The sequence below is a fragment of the Bradyrhizobium sp. CCBAU 53340 genome, assembly GCF_015291645.1.
In the GTDB taxonomy this organism is placed as follows: Bacteria; Pseudomonadota; Alphaproteobacteria; order Rhizobiales; family Xanthobacteraceae; genus Bradyrhizobium.
The window spans coordinates 6500195-6515870 of the sequence record NZ_CP030055.1 but is presented as its reverse complement, the minus strand read 5'-3'; the positions used below and the strand labels follow the sequence as shown (position 1 = coordinate 6515870).

At 65.1% G+C, this 15676-nt stretch carries 16 protein-coding genes; 10 read left to right on the top strand and 6 right to left on the bottom strand.

The features are described 5' to 3' along the window. Positions 1-48: 48 nt before the first annotated feature. On the top strand, positions 49-1611 hold the full coding sequence (locus tag XH89_RS30785) for a L,D-transpeptidase (protein WP_194464096.1): 1563 nt from the start codon (positions 49-51) through the stop codon (positions 1609-1611). 30 nt (positions 1612-1641) lie between these two features. On the opposite strand, the gene XH89_RS30780 is transcribed toward XH89_RS30785, so the two are convergent. Beyond that, a complete protein-coding gene (locus tag XH89_RS30780; protein WP_194464095.1) occupies positions 1642-2454 on the bottom strand; it encodes a class I SAM-dependent methyltransferase in 813 nt (270 codons plus the stop codon). A gap of 72 nt (positions 2455-2526) precedes the next feature. Further along, complete coding sequence (locus XH89_RS30775) at positions 2527-3066, bottom strand: VOC family protein (RefSeq protein WP_194464094.1); 540 nt, start codon at positions 3064-3066, stop codon at positions 2527-2529. A 383-nt stretch (positions 3067-3449) separates the two neighbouring features. Here XH89_RS30775 and XH89_RS30770 point away from each other — a divergent pair, with 383 nt between their 5' ends. The 3 genes from XH89_RS30770 to XH89_RS30760 are packed head-to-tail and all read left to right on the top strand — an operon-like array spanning position 3450 to position 5535. Further along, positions 3450-4151, top strand: a complete 702-nt coding sequence (locus XH89_RS30770) for a TetR/AcrR family transcriptional regulator (protein ID WP_194464093.1) — start codon at positions 3450-3452, stop codon at positions 4149-4151. Continuing rightward, positions 4129-4680, top strand: coding sequence for a carboxymuconolactone decarboxylase family protein (locus XH89_RS30765; RefSeq protein WP_194464092.1), 552 nt, complete (start codon positions 4129-4131; stop codon positions 4678-4680). Before XH89_RS30770 ends, XH89_RS30765 begins: the two co-directional genes overlap by 23 nt. A 9-nt stretch (positions 4681-4689) precedes the next feature. Continuing rightward, the gene (locus XH89_RS30760) at positions 4690-5535 is read left to right on the top strand and encodes an SDR family NAD(P)-dependent oxidoreductase (RefSeq protein ID WP_194464091.1); all 846 of its coding nucleotides are present in this window, start codon (positions 4690-4692) and stop codon (positions 5533-5535) included. Positions 5536-5540: 5 nt separating this feature from the next. Here the strand turns inward: XH89_RS30760 and XH89_RS30755 are convergent, their stop codons facing one another. Genes XH89_RS30755 through XH89_RS30740 form a run of 4 tightly spaced genes read right to left on the bottom strand, consistent with a single transcriptional unit; the run spans position 5541 to position 8081 of the window. Continuing rightward, positions 5541-6050 carry a DoxX family protein gene (locus XH89_RS30755; protein ID WP_194464090.1) on the bottom strand — a complete coding sequence of 170 codons (510 nt, stop codon included), beginning with the start codon at positions 6048-6050 and terminating at the stop codon, positions 5541-5543. After that, the gene (locus XH89_RS30750; protein WP_194464089.1) at positions 6050-6829 is read right to left on the bottom strand and encodes a DNA-binding domain-containing protein; all 780 of its coding nucleotides are present in this window, start codon (positions 6827-6829) and stop codon (positions 6050-6052) included. The genes XH89_RS30755 and XH89_RS30750 overlap by 1 nt, the downstream gene beginning before the upstream one ends. Beyond that, positions 6819-7727, bottom strand: a complete 909-nt coding sequence (locus XH89_RS30745) for a DUF692 family multinuclear iron-containing protein (RefSeq protein WP_194464088.1) — start codon at positions 7725-7727, stop codon at positions 6819-6821. The genes XH89_RS30750 and XH89_RS30745 overlap by 11 nt, the downstream gene beginning before the upstream one ends. 48 nt (positions 7728-7775) lie before the next feature. Beyond that, positions 7776-8081: a DUF2282 domain-containing protein gene (locus XH89_RS30740; RefSeq protein ID WP_194464087.1), complete on the bottom strand. Its 306-nt coding sequence runs from the start codon at positions 8079-8081 to the stop codon at positions 7776-7778. A gap of 296 nt (positions 8082-8377) precedes the next feature. Here XH89_RS30740 and XH89_RS30735 point away from each other — a divergent pair, with 296 nt between their 5' ends. The 6 genes from XH89_RS30735 to XH89_RS30710 all read left to right on the top strand — a co-directional run bounded on the left by XH89_RS30735 (position 8378) and on the right by XH89_RS30710 (position 15605). Further along, positions 8378-10465: an adenylate/guanylate cyclase domain-containing protein gene (locus XH89_RS30735; protein WP_371825185.1), complete on the top strand. Its 2088-nt coding sequence runs from the start codon at positions 8378-8380 to the stop codon at positions 10463-10465. A 139-nt stretch (positions 10466-10604) separates the two neighbouring features. Beyond that, the gene (locus tag XH89_RS30730) at positions 10605-11447 is read left to right on the top strand and encodes a shikimate dehydrogenase (RefSeq protein WP_194464086.1); all 843 of its coding nucleotides are present in this window, start codon (positions 10605-10607) and stop codon (positions 11445-11447) included. Between the two features lie 23 nt (positions 11448-11470). Further along, positions 11471-12304, top strand: a complete 834-nt coding sequence (locus XH89_RS30725) for an amidohydrolase (protein WP_194464085.1) — start codon at positions 11471-11473, stop codon at positions 12302-12304. Positions 12305-12330: 26 nt separating this feature from the next. Continuing rightward, the gene (locus tag XH89_RS30720; RefSeq protein WP_194464084.1) at positions 12331-13485 is read left to right on the top strand and encodes an ABC transporter substrate-binding protein; all 1155 of its coding nucleotides are present in this window, start codon (positions 12331-12333) and stop codon (positions 13483-13485) included. 242 nt (positions 13486-13727) lie between these two features. Next, entirely contained in the window at positions 13728-14312 is a 585-nt protein-coding gene (locus XH89_RS30715; protein WP_194464083.1) for a HutD family protein, read from the top strand. A gap of 105 nt (positions 14313-14417) precedes the next feature. Further along, a complete protein-coding gene (locus XH89_RS30710) occupies positions 14418-15605 on the top strand; it encodes an adenylate/guanylate cyclase domain-containing protein (RefSeq protein WP_194464082.1) in 1188 nt (395 codons plus the stop codon). Positions 15606-15676: the final 71 nt, after the last annotated feature.

Genomic DNA, 15676 nt, shown 5'->3' with positions numbered 1-15676 from the left:
ATCTGACTGATGATGGACCAAATGCGGACAGGCACCCCGGGGAATGGCATGAAAGACCTGAGAATGACGGCGCAATCCAAGGGAGCGATGCGGCGTTGGGGGCCTCCCGGAATCGTGATGTTCGCAGCGGCGCTTGCGCTGACCACCCTGACCCCGGCTGCCATGGCGGCGAAGCAGCCGCGCCAGACCGCCGAGGCCGTGGCGCAGCGCGAGGCCGGCGAGCCGATCATGGCGATCGTGTCGATCAAGAGCCAGCAGGTCACCTTCTACGATTCCGAGGGCTGGATCCTGCGCGCCCCGGTCTCGACCGGCACGACTGGTCGCGAGACGCCGGCCGGCGTCTTCGCCGTGGTCGAAAAGGACAAGGATCACCACTCCTCCATGTATGACGATGCCTGGATGCCGAACATGCAGCGCATCACCTGGAACGGCATTGCGCTGCATGGCGGGCCGCTACCCGGCTACGCGGCCTCTCACGGCTGCGTGCGCATGCCCTTTGGTTTCGCCGAGAGCCTGTTCGACAAGACCAGCATCGGCATGCGGGTGATCATCTCGCCGAACGACGCTGCTCCGGCCGATTTCTCACATCCGTCGCTGTTCGTGCCGAGCAGGGAGGCCATTGCGGCCGCGCCCGCGCGTGCCGACAAGCTGTCCGCAGAGGCGGAGGAGGCTGTCCGGGCCGCCGATGAAGCCAAGAAGGCCGCGGCGGCGGCGGCGAAAGATGCGCAGTCAATCCCGGCCCTGCTGCGCAAGCTCGAACAGCAGAAGGCCCGCGCGGATTCCGAGAACGCCTATGCCGACAAGCTGGTCGCGAATGCCAAGAACGATCAGGCCAAGGCAAAGGCCGACGAATTGAAGCAGAAGGCCGCAACCAAGGCCGCGGACGCGGCAACCCAGCTCGATGCTGCCAAGGCCGCGGCGCAGCCCAAGCGCGACGCGGTTGCCACCACCAAGGAGGCGGCCAAGGTCGCCGCCGCCAAGAAGACCGAGGCCGTGAAGGCCGCGACCGACGCCAAGCTCGCGATGGAGCCGGTCTCGGTCTATATCAGCCGCGCAACGCAGAAGCTCTACGTGCGGCGCAACACCCACAAGCCGGCGCCGGATGGCGGCGGCGAGGTGTTCGACACCAGCATCGAGGTTCCCGTCACCATCCGCAATCCGGACCAGCCGCTCGGCACGCACATCTTCACGGCGATGGCGAAGAACGACACGGGCCTGCGCTGGAGCGTCGTCAGCATCGATGAAGGCGACAACGCCAAGGACGCGCTCGACCGCATCACCATCCCGCAAGAGGTGTGGGATCGCATCGGGCCGACGGCAATGCCGCGTTCGTCGATCATCATCTCGGACGAACCGCTGAGCGCCGAGACCAACTACCGCACCGAGTTCGTTGCGGTCCTGAGCAACCAGCCCCAGGGCGGCTTCATCACCCGCAGGCCGACCGCGCCGATGGCGATTGCCAGCGACGATGGCTGGGACAATGGCGGCAACGGCTTCGGCTTCTTCTTCCAGCCGCGCGATCCGTATGTGCAACCGGTCAATCCGCGTCGGCGCGGCGGACAGTACCAGTACTATCAATCGACCCAGCCGACGATGCGGAGCTTCTGGTAGGCGTGACGTCGGAGCATAGCGGCTCTCCCACTACGGCCGTGCCGTGATCACCAGGGCCTGAATCTTGGCCTCGACTGGTCCGGAGCCGTGGCGCTTCCGGATCGTCTCGGCAACGGCGTCGGTTGCGGCCTCGAGCTTGTTTGCATCCCTGGCCTCGATCTCGCCGCGCAGCGGCGTTCCCTGGCAGTAGGCGATCGCGACGTATTCCGCCGAGGGCCCGCAGCTCGTCGCCGTCAGCGTTTCGATCGAGATGTCCTTGAAACCTCCGCGTTCGAGGTCGGCCTTGATGACCGCCTTGTCGTGATAGCCGTGTGGCGTCCGCGCCATGAAGCGCGGCGGATTGTCGGGAAACATCTTGCCGAGCGTGGTCGTCGCGTCATCCGCGAAGACATTGTCCTCGATGCGATCCCAGACGCTGAACAGATACGTTCCGGTCGGTTTCAACACCCGCTTCGCCTCGGCGTAGCCTTGGCTGCGGTCGGGAAAGAACATGGCACCGAACTGGCAGCAGACGACGTCGAATACGGAATCGTCGAACGGCAGGGTCAGCGCATCGGCCTGGCGCCAGGTCATGCGGGGATCTTCACCTTGACGCTGCTTGGCCACCGCGAGCATCGGCTCGTTGAGATCGGTCGCGGTGTAGCGGACACCGGCAGGCAAGAGCGCTGCCACGGCCCGCGTGACCGCTCCGGTGCCGGCGGCGATTTCGAGCAGGTCCGAGGGCGACAGCGCAGCGACGCGCCTGGCTAGGTCGTCGGCATATACGGAGAAGATCAGCGGGACGAGATATTCGTCGTAGAGTTTCGGGACCGAGCCGGCGAAAACCTTGTCAGTCGCAGACATGCCTGCCTCGCTGAACTCTGGGACGGGAGGCAATACGCTACCATAAATCGTCGGTCCGGCAACGGCGTGATGCTACGTCGTCCTGCCGCCGACCTCGCGGATCGGCCGCGTGCCGTCCCAGCTCAAGGCCGCCAGCCGCACCTTCTCGAAGAACGGGCCCTTGGTGCCGCTGATGTCGGAGATCTCGACGATCGTGCCTGGATGCGCCTGCGTGTCGAAATAGGCAAAACGTCCCTTGTCGCCGCCGATCTGGCCCTCGTGGCCGATCCTGTAGCCGAGCCCGAGGGCCCTGTCGTAGAGCGCCTGATAGTCGCGGCTCCAATAGGACATGTGCTGGAGGCCTTCGTGCCCGGCAACCAGAAACTCCTTGTACAGCGAGGGCGCGTCATTGCGCTGCTGGATCAGTTCGATCTGGAGATCGCCGGAATTGGCCAGCGCGATGCTCATCTCGACCACGGAGTCCTGGCCGCGATGACGGAACCAGTCGGTCGTGACGCGGTCCATGTAGTACCAGGGGCCGACGCCCATCACCTCGATCCAGTGCTTCATCGCGGCGTGAATGTCCCGCACCACATATCCGTTCTGGCGCACCGCGCCGAAGATGCGGCTCATGCCCGCGCTCCCTTTCCATGGTACATGACAGCGGAGGGCTGCCGGACGAGCTCGGCCTGCATGGTTCGAGACGCCCGCTTTGGCGGGCTCCTCACCATGAGGGTCTGATATCTCGCCGCAAAACGGGACCTCAACCTGAGGGCCCGCCGGAGGCGGGCGTCTCGAAGGATGGCCGCACGCAGGCTTCGCGCCACGTTCCTGCTCATTTCACCTCGATGCCGGCGTCCTTGGCAACCTGTTTCCAGGCTGCGACGTCGCGTGCGTTGATGTCGCGGGGCGAAGCGCGCCATGACGTCGTCTCCCTGATGCCCTCCACGTTTCGAATGCGCGGAGTTGAAAGTCGCCCGATTGACTAACGAACGATCGTTCGTTAGTCAATCCTGATGGCTGTTCACACCACCAGCGCGGCGGAAGCGGCCGCGCCCACCACCCGCGAGCGCATCCTCAACGAAGCGCTCAATCTGTTTGCACAGAGCGGCTATGGCGGCGCCTCGATGCGTGAGCTGGCGCGCCGCGTCGGCATTCGTGAGAGCAGCCTCTACAACCACTTTTCCGGCAAGGCCGCGATCCTGGAAGCGATCGTCAGCGAGCATGGCCCTGCGAGCTCGGCGAGCCGGCTGGAGGCGCCGCGCTACAGGCAGCTGGCGCACCAGCCCGCCGCGTTCTGCCGGCAGTTCGCATTGGACCTCGTCGAGCAATGGTCCGATCCGCGCGAACACCAGTTCCAGAAGGTCATCACCGCGGAGCGTAACCGCGTGCCCGGCATCCGCGCCAAATTCGCCGACCACTTTTACGACCGCGAGCAGCGCCTGATGACGGATTATTTTCGCGGCTTTGCGCTGGCCGGCCTGGTCTCGACGCCCGATCCGCGCGAGACCGCGCGGCTGTTCGCGGCCGGGCTCATCTATATCAGGCTCGAGCATTACGTGATGGGCGCGGCGCCGTCGCCGCGGCCGAGGGTGATCGAGGCGATTGACCGTTATCTCGCCTTCTTCCTGTCGCTGATTGCGGCGGATGGCAGGAGCCACGGCAACAAGAAGAGAAAAACCAAGGGAGTGAACCATGGCAAGGCTGCCCCTGATTGATCCGGAGACGACGAGCGGCGACATCCGCGCCTCGTTCGACCGCATGCCGGTCAAGCTCAACATCTTCCGCATGATGGCCCATGCCGAGGCCAACATGATCCCGGCGATGCGGCTCGGCAATTCGATCCTGCACAAGCAGAAGCTCTCGGCCGTCAACCGCGAGCTCCTGATCCTCCAGGCCGCGCAGCTCGAAGGCGGCGCCTATGAGTGGCGCCAGCACGTGCCGATCGCACTCGGCGTCGGCTGCACGCAAGCCCAGGTCGATGCGGTCGAGCGCCGTGACTACGATGCCGCGGCGCTGAACGAAGCCGAGCGCGCGCTGCTGAAGTTCGGCCGCGAGGTGGTCGAGAGCGTCCGCGTGCCCGAGCCGACCTTCACTGCCGCGCGAAAACATTTCAGCGATCAGGAGATCGTGGAATCCATCGTCGCGCTCGGATTCTACATGATGATGGCGCGCGTCACCGAGGCGACCGAGACCGATCTCGATCCTGCGGCCGGCATGAAGGTCTATGACAGCGGCAAGACGTAGGGCGGCGCGATGACGGAAGCCGATGGCAAGCCGGAACGGTACGTTCGCCCGCCGAGTGCGGAATCGCTTGGCGAAGCGGCGGGCAGGGGACGCTTGAAGGGACGCCGCGTCCTGATCGTCGGCGGCGGCCAGCGCGTGTTCGACGCCGCGACCGATCCGATCGGCAACGGCCGTGCCATGAGCATCTTGTGCGCACGCGAGGGCGCGAAGGTCGCGGTGGCCGATCTCAACCACGGCGCCGCGCAGCAGACGGTGAAGCGCATCACCGACGAAGGCGGTGAGGGCTTTGCCATTGCGGCCGACGTCACGTCAGAGGCCGACGTTCAGCGCATGATCGAGGAAGCGCATCGCGCCATGGGCGGGCTCGACGGCATGGTGCTGAACATCGGCACCTTCGGCAAGGTCGGGCTCGACAATGTCAGTCCAGAGGAATGGAATGGGGTCTACGACGTCAATGTCCGCGGTCCCATGCTGTGCTGCCGCGCCGCGATGCCGGGTTTCGACAACGGTGGCTCCATTGTCTTCATCTCCTCCATCGCTGCCCTGAAAGCGGGATCGCAGATGGCGGTGTATGATTCCTCCAAAGCCGCGCTTGGCGGCCTGATGCGCAACATCGCCCATCTCGGCGCACGCCGCGGCATCCGCGCCAACCTCGTCTATCCCGGCCTCGTCGACACCCCCAACGGCCGCGAAGCCGGCGCCGGCCGCCCCAGCCGCGGCAAGGGCCACATCCCCTTCGGCCGTCAAGCCACCGCCTGGGAGATCGGCTATGCGGTGCTCTTCTTCCTGTCGGACGAAAGCGTCTACGTCACCGCGCAGACGCTGGCGGTCGATAGTGGGCTGAGCGGGATGTGAGGCGCCTATTGCTCGGGCGAGAGCGACCGGCCGATCAAATGGTCCAGCGCGATGCGCCCCGGACCATAGGCCATGATGCCCAGGGCCATCGCCGCCCAGGTGATATGCAACGGCCAGCCGTCGGGCACCGTAAGCTCGACGATCACCGTCATGAACAGAAGGCCCAGCGCAGCGAACCGCGTGCCGAGGCCGAGGACGAGCAGGATCGGAAACGCGATCTCGCCGCATCCGGAGAGAAAGGCCATCGCTGCGGGTGCAGGATAGTGATAGGGGCCTCCAGGTAGGTGCAGCATGAATTCGTCGGTGAACAGCGTCACCGCGGTGTCGTTCAACTTGAGGAAGCCGCCCCATTTCAGGATGCCGGAGCGCCAGAACGGCACGGCCAGCGCCAGCCGCAGCACGAGCTGGACCAGTGAGGGGGTGGCGATCGTCTGCACCAGATGATTGGCCCTATCGACGAGCAACCCGAGCGGCGGCAGGCTTCCAACTGCCGACATGCGTTGGTCCGTGATCATCATGCGTCTCCGAAGGCAATCGAGGTGAATGCGCCGGCCTCGGTCAGGCCGGCAATGTTGGCTGCAATGTCGAAATCGGGCGATGCCGCCAGCGCGGATGCAGCGGCCTCGCCGAGCGGCCGGCCTTGCACCAGGCAGATCGCGAAGACCGCGCCGCCGGGAGGCAAGTGTCGCACGATGACATCGAATCCCGGCCGCGTGATCAGCGCATCTTCCGCCTTCGAGGCGTCAATGCGGCTCATGGGCGCGCTGTCGCGGTTGGCGGCAAAGATCGTCACCGCGGAAAATTCCGAGCGCACGATCTGCGCTGCGGGGTGCGGTTTGAAAATCAGATCGGCCAGTCGCTCCGGCGCGATTGCCGCGAGCTGAACCGGCGCCAGCGGCGCCGCATCGTGCGCGTGGTAGGCATCGAGCCAGGCCCGCTCGATGCGGGCGACATCGGCGAGCCAGGGCATGGCCTGCGCGTGCTCGTACCGCGCGATGAAGTCCGGAAAGGCGCGGCCATATTCGAACAGCAGCGGCGAGGTCGGCGGGCTCTCGCGAACATGGAAACGCGCCATGGCGCGGAAGAAGTCCGTGCCGGTGATGCGCTGCACCGCCGGATAGATTGCGGCGAGCGCGTCGATCAGGCTCACCGTGACGTTATTGCGATAGACATCGTAGCGCTTTCCGGCGGCCCGGCCGTTCGGGCCGGTCACGGCCGGCGGCGTGGCGCGCGTGGGATCCAGTAGCGCCGGCGCGAAGGCCGCGGCAAAGGAGACGACTGGTTCAGGCAGCATGACGGCCCTCCGCGGTCCTGGCGATTTCGCAGCGATCGAGGATCGCCTGTGCGGCGGCGGCTTCTGCTTGCAAGACCGGCCAGTCCGGAATGTTGGAGTCCCATTCGATCAGCGTCGGCACTGCGCCACAGCGTGCGATCACGATCTCGTAGAGCTTCCACACGGCGTCTGCGACCGGGCCGTCATGGCTGTCGATCAGGAGCGGCTCGCCATCGTCGTCCGCCTGCTCGTCGTGCCCTGCAAGGTGAATTTCGCCAACGCGCGAGAGTGGAAAATCGGCGAGATAGTCGAGCGCAGAAAATCCATGATTGGTAGCGGAGACGAACACATTGTTGATATCGAGCAGCAAGCCGCATCCGGTGCGCGCGGCGACGCTGCGGATGAAATCGGTCTCGCTCATCGTCGTCTCGGCGAAAGCAAGATAGGTCGACGGGTTCTCCAGCAGGATGGGACGCCTGATCGCCTCCTGCATCTGGTCGATGTGATCGCAGACCTGGCGCAGCGTCGCCTCGGTATAAGGCAGCGGCAGCAGGTCGTTGAAGAAGCTGGTCTCATGCGTCGACCAAGCGAGATGCTCGGACACCATGGCCGGCTGATAGCGCGCCACCAGGCCGCGGAAGCGAGCCAGATGTGCCTTGTCCAGCGGCTGCGGTCCGCCGATCGACATGCAGACGCCGTGCAGCGAGAGCGGATGGTCGCGGCGGATCGCCTCTATCGCGCGGTGCGGCGGTCCGCCCGCGCCCATGTAGTTCTCGGCATGAACCTCGAAGAAGCCGCGTTGCGGACCATTGGCGAGGATGGTCGCGAGGTGCTCGTGCTTGAAGCTGGTCCCGGCGAGACCGCCGATTGGCGGCGAGAAGCGGAGCGGCACGGGGGCTGGCTTGGTGGCCGTGATCATGATGCTGCTCCGTTTCCTTGGTGTAGGGTGAAGGTCGGTTCGACCGCGTCAGACCGGCTTCAGCGAGCCCTTCTTGCCGCCCGGCAACTCGATGCTGGTGCAGGTGCCGCCTTGGACGAATTTCCAGGCGTTACCCTGGAAGTCGGCGGTCGAGGTGCCCTGGCAGGTCGTGCCTGGCCCGGCGGCGCAATCGTTCTGGCCCTTCAGGGCGACGCCAAAACACTTCTCTTTCTTGGCGGCCACGGCGGCATCGGCTTCGGCCTTGGTCAGCGGGGCGGCGGCGGCGAGGGTCGCAAGCGCGGTCGACATGGCGCCGGCGAGAGCGAGCGTGGTGACGGCAAGTTTGACGGACATCAGGATTCTCCTTTTGGGGTACATCGCCTGGCAGGCGAAAGCGCATGGTCTGGTTCGCTCGGTACGGAGGCCCCGTTACCGCCGGACCGCTCACGAGTCTGTGAGACCTATTGGTCAAGCGCATTTGTGGTGCGCTTGAAGCAGGATTAGCGGGCAAGCGTCCGCCTAAATCCAATGCCTTGGCTCTATCGACACGCTAGCCGGCGAGCATTGGATTTATCGGCGGAGGTTTGCGAGCGGTAACGAACGGGCGCGCGGGGCGTAAAGCTATCAGGCGGCCACAGGCGGAAACTGCGATGATGGACTTTTCCGAGCAGCGGCTTCAGACGATCGCACGAATGACCGTCAGTATCCGCCTTGCCGTGTCTGCACTCGTCCTGGCGGCCATCCTGCTGACGGCAGCCCTCTCCAGCCTGTTGTGGTGGCGAACGGCTGAGGCGACAAGCCGGCAGCTCGCCTCCACCATCAACGAGCAGATCGTGGCGGCGGTGCGCAAGGAGGTCGCGGCCATCGTCGACGAGGCGCGCGCCGCGCACACCGCGATTCGCACGCTGTTCCTCCAGAACGTGCTCGATACCCGCGAAGCCGACAAGCGCGAGTTCGTGTTCCTGTCGCAGTTGCAATCGCAGACGACGATTTCATGGGTTGCCTTCGGCTGGCCTGATGGCTCGTTCTTCGCCGCGCACAAGCTCGGAGACCGGCGCCTGGAGATGATGGAGATTTCGCTGACCGATCATCCGGGCGAGCGTCGCGTGGATGAATATGACGTGGTGCCCGGCGATATCGAATTTGCCAATCGTCGCTTCGAGCCGACCGGATTCCGCGTCGCCGATCAGGCCTGGTTCAAGGCCGGGCTGGCCGCGGATGACCCGCAATGGTTCCGCGTCGTGGACCATCCGACCGGCCAGCGGCCGTCGATCGCCTTTGCGGGACCGATCGACGTCTACCAGGAGCGACAGGGTGTTCTCGCCGTCATCATCGAATATACAAGGCTTGCGCGCTTCCTGTCACAGCTCGAAGTCGGGCGCACGGGAACGGCTTTCATCATCGACGACAGCGGCGAGCTCGTCGCTGCGCCGGACAAGGACGCCGACGAGCTGCATTCGGCCAAGGGCGATACCGCGTTGTTGCCGCTGGCGCGGACGGCACTCGCGAAAGCAGGAGAGGCCGGCCGCAAGGAGGCCTGGCGAAGCCGGCTCACTGCGAAAGGCGCGGCCTATGAAGTCGCGCTGACGCCGCTGCCGTTTCCGGGCTGGTCGCTGGCAACGGTGATCCCGGAGGCCGAGTTTCTCGGGCCGGTCGAGTCCACGCTGCGGCACCTGATCATTGGCCTTGCCATCGGCGCGGTGCTCGCGGCGCTGGCGTCGGCAGTGCTGGCGCGTTCGGTCATCGCCGCGCCGCTGTCGCGCGTCGTCGGCGAGCTTCGCCATGTCGAAGCGTTCGCACTGGAGCAGGTCCGCCGCCATCCGTCGCGGCTCAAGGAAATCGCGAGCCTGTCGGGCGCGATCGCCGAGATGGCGGCCGGACTCTCGGCCTTTCGCAAGTTCATTCCGGCCGATCTCGTCCGCGCACTTCTTCGTCAGGGCGTGGAGGCTAGGCCCGGCGGGAGCATCCAGGAGCTCAGCGTGATGTTCATCGACATCGCCGGCTTCACCGGGCTGTCCGAGCGGCTCGGCGATCGCGTGGTGCCGCTGCTGTCGCGCTATCTCGATGTCACCTCGGAGATTATCGTTGCCAATGGCGGCACCATCGACAAGTTCATCGGCGATGCCGTGATGGCGTTCTGGGGCGCGCCGCAGCCGCAGGCCGATCACGCGGTGCGCTGCTGCCGCGCTGCGCTCGCCTGCCGCAGGGCGATCGAGCAGTCGGGGCTCACCGACGATCTCGGCCAGCCGCTCCAGATCAGGATCGGCATCAATTCAGGACGCATGCTGGTCGGCAATATCGGTTCGGAGCTGCGATTGAACTACACCGTGATCGGCGACGCCGTGAACGTCGCGAGCCGGCTCGAAGGCGCCAACAAAACCTTTGGCACGCAAATCCTGATCGGTGAGACGACCGAACGCCTGGCGCGTGGCACCATCGTCACGCGCGAGATCGACAGCATCGCCGTTTATGGACGGGAGGAGGGGCTCTCGGTCTATGAGCTGTTGGGAATCGTGGGTGACGGCGCGGTCGCGGCCGGCTGGGTCGAGGATTACGAGCGCGGTCTCGCCAATTATCGCGCGCGCGGGTTTGCCGCAGCGCTTGCCGATTTCGATGCCGTGTTGAAGCAGCGCGGCCAGGATCGCCCGGCCGAGCTGATGCGTGAGCGCTGTCGGCAGCTCGCCGCCTCCGCGCCCGATGCCGCCTGGAAGCCGGTGGCCGCGTTGGCGTCGAAATGACGCCATCGCCCCGCCCCCGGGCGCCTCGCCTTTGCGAGATTCAGATTGCACTCGCTAGCCATTCCCTCTAGATGTCTTGTACATCTGACCAAATAACATGGTCGCGCGCCGAAGGCGTGGCCGGGGACGGGAACGCAGCATGTCGCAGGCGGATGGTTTTGGGCTGGCGGGGGTCATTGGCATGCCGGTGGCGCATTCGCGCTCGCCGGTCATTCATAATTACTGGCTGAAGGCTCACGGCATCCGAGGTTCCTATGTGCCGCTCGCGGTGCAGCCGGAACGGCTTGAGGATGCGCTGCGCGGCCTCGTCGCGCTCGGGTTCCGCGGCTGCAACGTCACCATGCCGCACAAGCAGACGGCGATGCCGATGCTTGCCCGCGTCAACGAGACCGCAAAGCGCATCGGCGCCGTCAACACCATCGTGGTCGAACAGGACGGCACGCTGTCCGGCTTCAACAATGACGGTAACGGCTTCGTGCAGAGCCTGCGCGACGCCAAGGCCGATTGGCGCGGCGATGCCGGTCCGATCCTGCTGCTGGGGGCGGGCGGCGCCTCGCGCGCGGTGGTCGTGGCCCTGCTCGAGAACGGTGCGCGGGAGATCCGCATCGCCAACCGCACTGCGCAGAAGGCGCAGGCGATCGCAAACGAATTCGGCTCTGCCGTCAGCACCGTTGCGTGGGATGATCGCGCCGCCGCGCTCGGCGATGTCGCGCTGCTCGTCAATTGCACAGACCGCGGCATGGTCGGCAAGGACGCGCTCGAGATCGACCTGTCGCGCCTGAAGTCCACGACACTGACCGCCGATCTGATCTACACGCCGCTGGAAACGCCGTTCCTGGCCGAGGCCCGCGCGCGCGGCTGCGTCACCGTGAACGGGCTCGGCCTCTTGCTCAACCAGGCGCGGCTCGCCTTCAAAGCCTGGTTCGGTGTGATGCCTGATGTGACGCTCGAGCTGATCAAGGCCATCGAGGCCACGTTCTGAACCGCGCGGGGAGAGCTTTGCGCATGACCTTGCCGGCCGGCCCCAGGATCGACTGCCACATCCACGCCCTCGATCCCGTCCGTTTTCCCTATGGTGCCGACACGCCATATCGGCCGAGCGGGCAGGAAATCGCGACGGCCGCGCAGCTGATCCGCGTGTTCGACGTCTTCGATATCAGCCATGCGCTCGTGGTCGCCACCAACACCGGCTATGGCAGCGATAGCCGCATCTTGCTCGATACGTTGAGGCAGGGTGGCGGCCGCTTCAGGGGCGTCGCCGTGGTCGAGAACGACGTCGACATCGCCGAGCTCGAACGATTGAAAGCCGCCGGCGTGATCGGCGTCGCCTTCAACGTGCCGTTCCACGGCGCCGACCATTATCGCCACACAGCGCCACTGCTGGAGAAGCTGACGAGCCTCGGCCTGTTTCTCCAGATCCAGGTCGAGAACGATCAATTGCTCGATCTGCTGCCGTTGATCGAGCAGTCGCCGGTGCGCCTGGTGTTCGACCATTGCGGGCGGCCGTCGGTGGCGCATGGCGTGGCAGGCAAGGCCTTCCAGGCGCTGCTGGCGATCGGCCGCGAGCGCGACGCGCATGTCAAACTCTCCGGCTGCTACAAGTTTTCGCAGCAGCCGCACCCCTACGAAGACACCTGGCCGTTCATCGCGGCACTGGTCGAGGCTTTCACGCTCGATCGCTGCGTCTGGGGTTCGGACTATCCGTTTCTGCGCGCCCCTGAACGGCTCGACTACGGGCCGCTGCTGGCGGTGCTGGCACAGCTGTTTCCGGATCCGGGCGATCAGCATCGCCTCTTGTGGCGAACGCCGGCCAAACTGCTCGGCGTCGACGGATCATAAGAACGAAAGCAAGGGAGGAGGACATCATGAGGCATCTTGCAGAAGCGCTCGCCATCGTCGCCACGGCAACGCTTGCGACCGGAGGCGCCCGCGCGCAGAGCACGGTCTATATTCCTGACGTCATCGAACTCTCTGGCCCCGGCGCCGTCTCCGGCACCAACTGGCGTGACGGCGTTACGCTGGCGGTCGACGAGATCAATGCTGCTGGCGGCATCCTAGGTCGCAAGATCCAGACCGAGCATCTGGACACCCAGAGCAACCCCGGCATCTCGCGCGCGCAGGTGCAGAAGGTCTTGGACAAGGATCCGTATGTCGTGCTCGGGCCGATCTATTCCGGCTCGGTCAAGGTCAACATGGCATTGACGCAGCAAGCCGAGATCCCGCAGATCGTCGGCGCCGAGGCCGCCGACATCACGACGCAGGGCAATCCGTGGGTGTTCCGCACCGCCTTCGGCCAGCAATTCTCGATGCCGAAGATCGCCAATTATCTGCACGACAAGCTCAAGGTGAAGAGCGTTGCGGTGCTCTGGGTCAACAATGATTTCGGCAAGGGCGGCCACGACAATTTCGTGAAGGAGATGAAGACGCGCAGCATCGAGATCGCGGCCGACATCTCCACCGAGCAGGGCCAGGTCGATTTCGGCTCCGACGTCATCAAGCTCAAGAGCGCCAAGGCCGATGCCGTCTTTGTCTACACCAATGAGGAGGAGAGCGCCCGCTTCCTGATCGAGGCGAAGCGGCAGGGGCTGTCGACGCCGCTGTTCGGCGAGACCACGCTGCTCAGCCAGAAGGTGGTCGAGCTCGCCGGCGCCGCCGCCAATGGCGTGCGCGGCCATGTCGGCTTGAGCGCCGACGCGCCCGTGCCGGCGATCGAGGAGTTCACGACGAAATTCACCGGGCGCTTCAAGTACCGGCCCGACCACAACGGCATCAAGGGCTATACCGCGGTCTATCTCGTCAAATACGTCACCGAGAAGATCGGAAAATTCGACAGCAAGGCTTTTGGCGCAGCCATGAAGGGCCTGACGCTGACACCCGACAAGGCCCCTGGCATGCTGATGGAAGCAAGCTGGGACCAGAACGGCGACATCGATCGCGCCAGCTTTCTGGCCGAGATCGTCGACGGCAAGCAGAAGATCGTGGAAACGCTGCCGAAGCTGAATGGCGGGAAGGGCGAGTGAAGGATGCGGTATCTTCCCGTTGTCGTCCTGGCCTGGTGCGCAATTGCGCACGGGAGCCAGGACCCATAGCCACCATTCCACATTGCTCGAAGACGGGCGGCCACAGTTCACTTCGACAACGGACCGTCGGGGTAATAGGTCCTGGCTTTCGCCAGGACGACGGCTTTGGCAGGCTTCAGCTCGACGTCGAGGCGTGAGACGATTAATGATGCGCGGGTGATCTCTATGGGACGCCCGCCCTCATGAAAACCATGCTGCTGAAATCCGAAGACTACACCCGCTCGCCCTGGAAGAATGGCGGCGGCATTTTTACCGATATCGCCGATGCGCATCGGCCCGGCACGGCGGTGAAGAACTGGGACAGTCTGCTGTGGCGCTTTGCTTCCACGCCGATCGTGGCGCCGGGGCCGTTCTCCCATATGCCCGGCATCGACCGCTTGCAGATGGTCGTTGGCGGGCGCGGGCTGGTGCTCAAGGCGCCCGGGCAGGAGTTCGACGAGCGCGAACCGTTCACCACCGTCCGCTTCACCGGCGAGATGGAGATCGTGACCGAGCTCGAGGCCGGCCCGGTCGAGGTTGTCAATCTGATGGCGCGGCGCGGTGCGGCGGAGATCGAATTGGTGGCGCTGAAGGAACCCGGCGAGCGGCCATTGCCGGCCGGCACGCATCTGGTTTACGCGGTTTCCGGCGATTGCAGCATTCGTCTCGAGCGCGAGGAATTTGTCGTTCCCAGCAGCGGCACGCTGAAGATCGAGCTTTCCGCGGCGTCCCGGCTGGCGCTCATGTCGGGCCTGGCCGTGCTGGGGTCGATCCAGCTCGTCGGCTAGACAGCGATCTGCAAATGCGCACAATCCGTGCAACTGGCTAGGTTGACGGGGCCGCGTCAGAACACGATATGTGCTGCGTTGCAGACCGCCGCCGAAGGCCAGGATATGAGCGCGCCAGACAAGCTTCCCGCAGCCACGCAAGCCGATAGCGTCGTCGACTGGCTGACCAACGGCACGCGCGACCAGCGCTTCATCGACAACATCTTCGCCGAGATGTGCATCCGCCTCCAGCAGGCAGGCATTCCGCTGAAGCGCTCGACGCTTCATGTGCGGATCCAGCACCCGCAATGGCTGGGGGCGCGGATCATGTGGTCCGACGGCATGCGTGAGGCCGAGATCGGGCGGGTCGATTTCGATGTGATGGGACGCCCCGAATATATCGGCAGCCCCGCCAACGAAATGTTCGACGGTGCAACCGAAGTGCGCGAGAAGCTGGAACAGGATCCGGCGCTCGGCCGCAAGCACGCCCTTTACGCCGAGATGCGCGAGAAGGGCCTGACCGACTATGTCGCCTGGCCGCTCTATCACACCCTCGGCAAGCGCCATCTCATCACCTTCGCGACCGACCGTCCCGGCGGCTTCGACGATTCGCATATCGCGGCGCTGAAGAACGTGCTGCCGGTGCTGGCGCTGGTCAGCGAGATCCGCATCAAGAATCGCCTGGCACGCACGCTGCTCGAGACCTATGTCGGCACCCATGCCGGCGAGCTGATCCTCGCCGGCGCGACGCGGCGCGGTACGGGCACGACGGTGCGCGCCGCGATCATGATTTGCGATTTGCGCGATTTCACCAAAATCTCGGACAACTGGCCGCGCGACGACGTCATCGATCTCCTCAACGACTATTTCGACGCGATGTCCGATCCGATCGCGCGGCATGGCGGCGAGATCCTGAAATTCATCGGCGACGGCCTGCTCGCCATCTTCCCGCTCGATCAGCCCAACGCCTGCGCCAATCTGCTGCGGGCCGTGACGGAGGCTCGCCAGGCCATGGCCGCGCTGAACGAGCGCAACACCAGCACGGGCCGCGCGCCGCTGAACTACGGCATCGGCGTCCATGTCGGCGACGTCATGTACGGCAATATCGGCTCGACCACCCGGCTCGACTTCACCGTGATCGGCCCCGCCGTCAACATGGCCTCCCGTCTCGAGGCGCTCACCAAGCAGATCGGCAAGAAGGTGCTGCTGTCACGCGACTTTGCCGAGCTGGTGGATCGGGAGTTCGAGCTGGAGCGGGTCGGCAAACATGCCGTGCGGGGTTTCAGCGAGCCGATCGAGCTGTTCGCGTTCTAGCCGGCGCCGGAACGCAAAACCGCGCTGCTCGAACGCGCGCTGTTGCCAAGGCGGGAGCGTCCAATTACGCT

Coding starts and splice junctions, on each gene's coding strand:
- XH89_RS30785 (WP_194464096.1), top strand. CDS start 49: ATGAAAGACCTGAGAATGACGGCGCAATCCAAGGGAGCGATGCGGCGT.
- XH89_RS30780 (WP_194464095.1), bottom strand. CDS start 2,454: ATGTCTGCGACTGACAAGGTTTTCGCCGGCTCGGTCCCGAAACTCTAC.
- XH89_RS30775 (WP_194464094.1), bottom strand. CDS start 3,066: ATGAGCCGCATCTTCGGCGCGGTGCGCCAGAACGGATATGTGGTGCGG.
- XH89_RS30770 (WP_194464093.1), top strand. CDS start 3,450: ATGGCTGTTCACACCACCAGCGCGGCGGAAGCGGCCGCGCCCACCACC.
- XH89_RS30765 (WP_194464092.1), top strand. CDS start 4,129: ATGGCAAGGCTGCCCCTGATTGATCCGGAGACGACGAGCGGCGACATC.
- XH89_RS30760 (WP_194464091.1), top strand. CDS start 4,690: ATGACGGAAGCCGATGGCAAGCCGGAACGGTACGTTCGCCCGCCGAGT.
- XH89_RS30755 (WP_194464090.1), bottom strand. CDS start 6,050: ATGATCACGGACCAACGCATGTCGGCAGTTGGAAGCCTGCCGCCGCTC.
- XH89_RS30750 (WP_194464089.1), bottom strand. CDS start 6,829: ATGCTGCCTGAACCAGTCGTCTCCTTTGCCGCGGCCTTCGCGCCGGCG.
- XH89_RS30745 (WP_194464088.1), bottom strand. CDS start 7,727: ATGATCACGGCCACCAAGCCAGCCCCCGTGCCGCTCCGCTTCTCGCCG.
- XH89_RS30740 (WP_194464087.1), bottom strand. CDS start 8,081: ATGTCCGTCAAACTTGCCGTCACCACGCTCGCTCTCGCCGGCGCCATG.
- XH89_RS30735 (WP_371825185.1), top strand. CDS start 8,378: ATGATGGACTTTTCCGAGCAGCGGCTTCAGACGATCGCACGAATGACC.
- XH89_RS30730 (WP_194464086.1), top strand. CDS start 10,605: ATGTCGCAGGCGGATGGTTTTGGGCTGGCGGGGGTCATTGGCATGCCG.
- XH89_RS30725 (WP_194464085.1), top strand. CDS start 11,471: ATGACCTTGCCGGCCGGCCCCAGGATCGACTGCCACATCCACGCCCTC.
- XH89_RS30720 (WP_194464084.1), top strand. CDS start 12,331: ATGAGGCATCTTGCAGAAGCGCTCGCCATCGTCGCCACGGCAACGCTT.
- XH89_RS30715 (WP_194464083.1), top strand. CDS start 13,728: ATGAAAACCATGCTGCTGAAATCCGAAGACTACACCCGCTCGCCCTGG.
- XH89_RS30710 (WP_194464082.1), top strand. CDS start 14,418: ATGAGCGCGCCAGACAAGCTTCCCGCAGCCACGCAAGCCGATAGCGTC.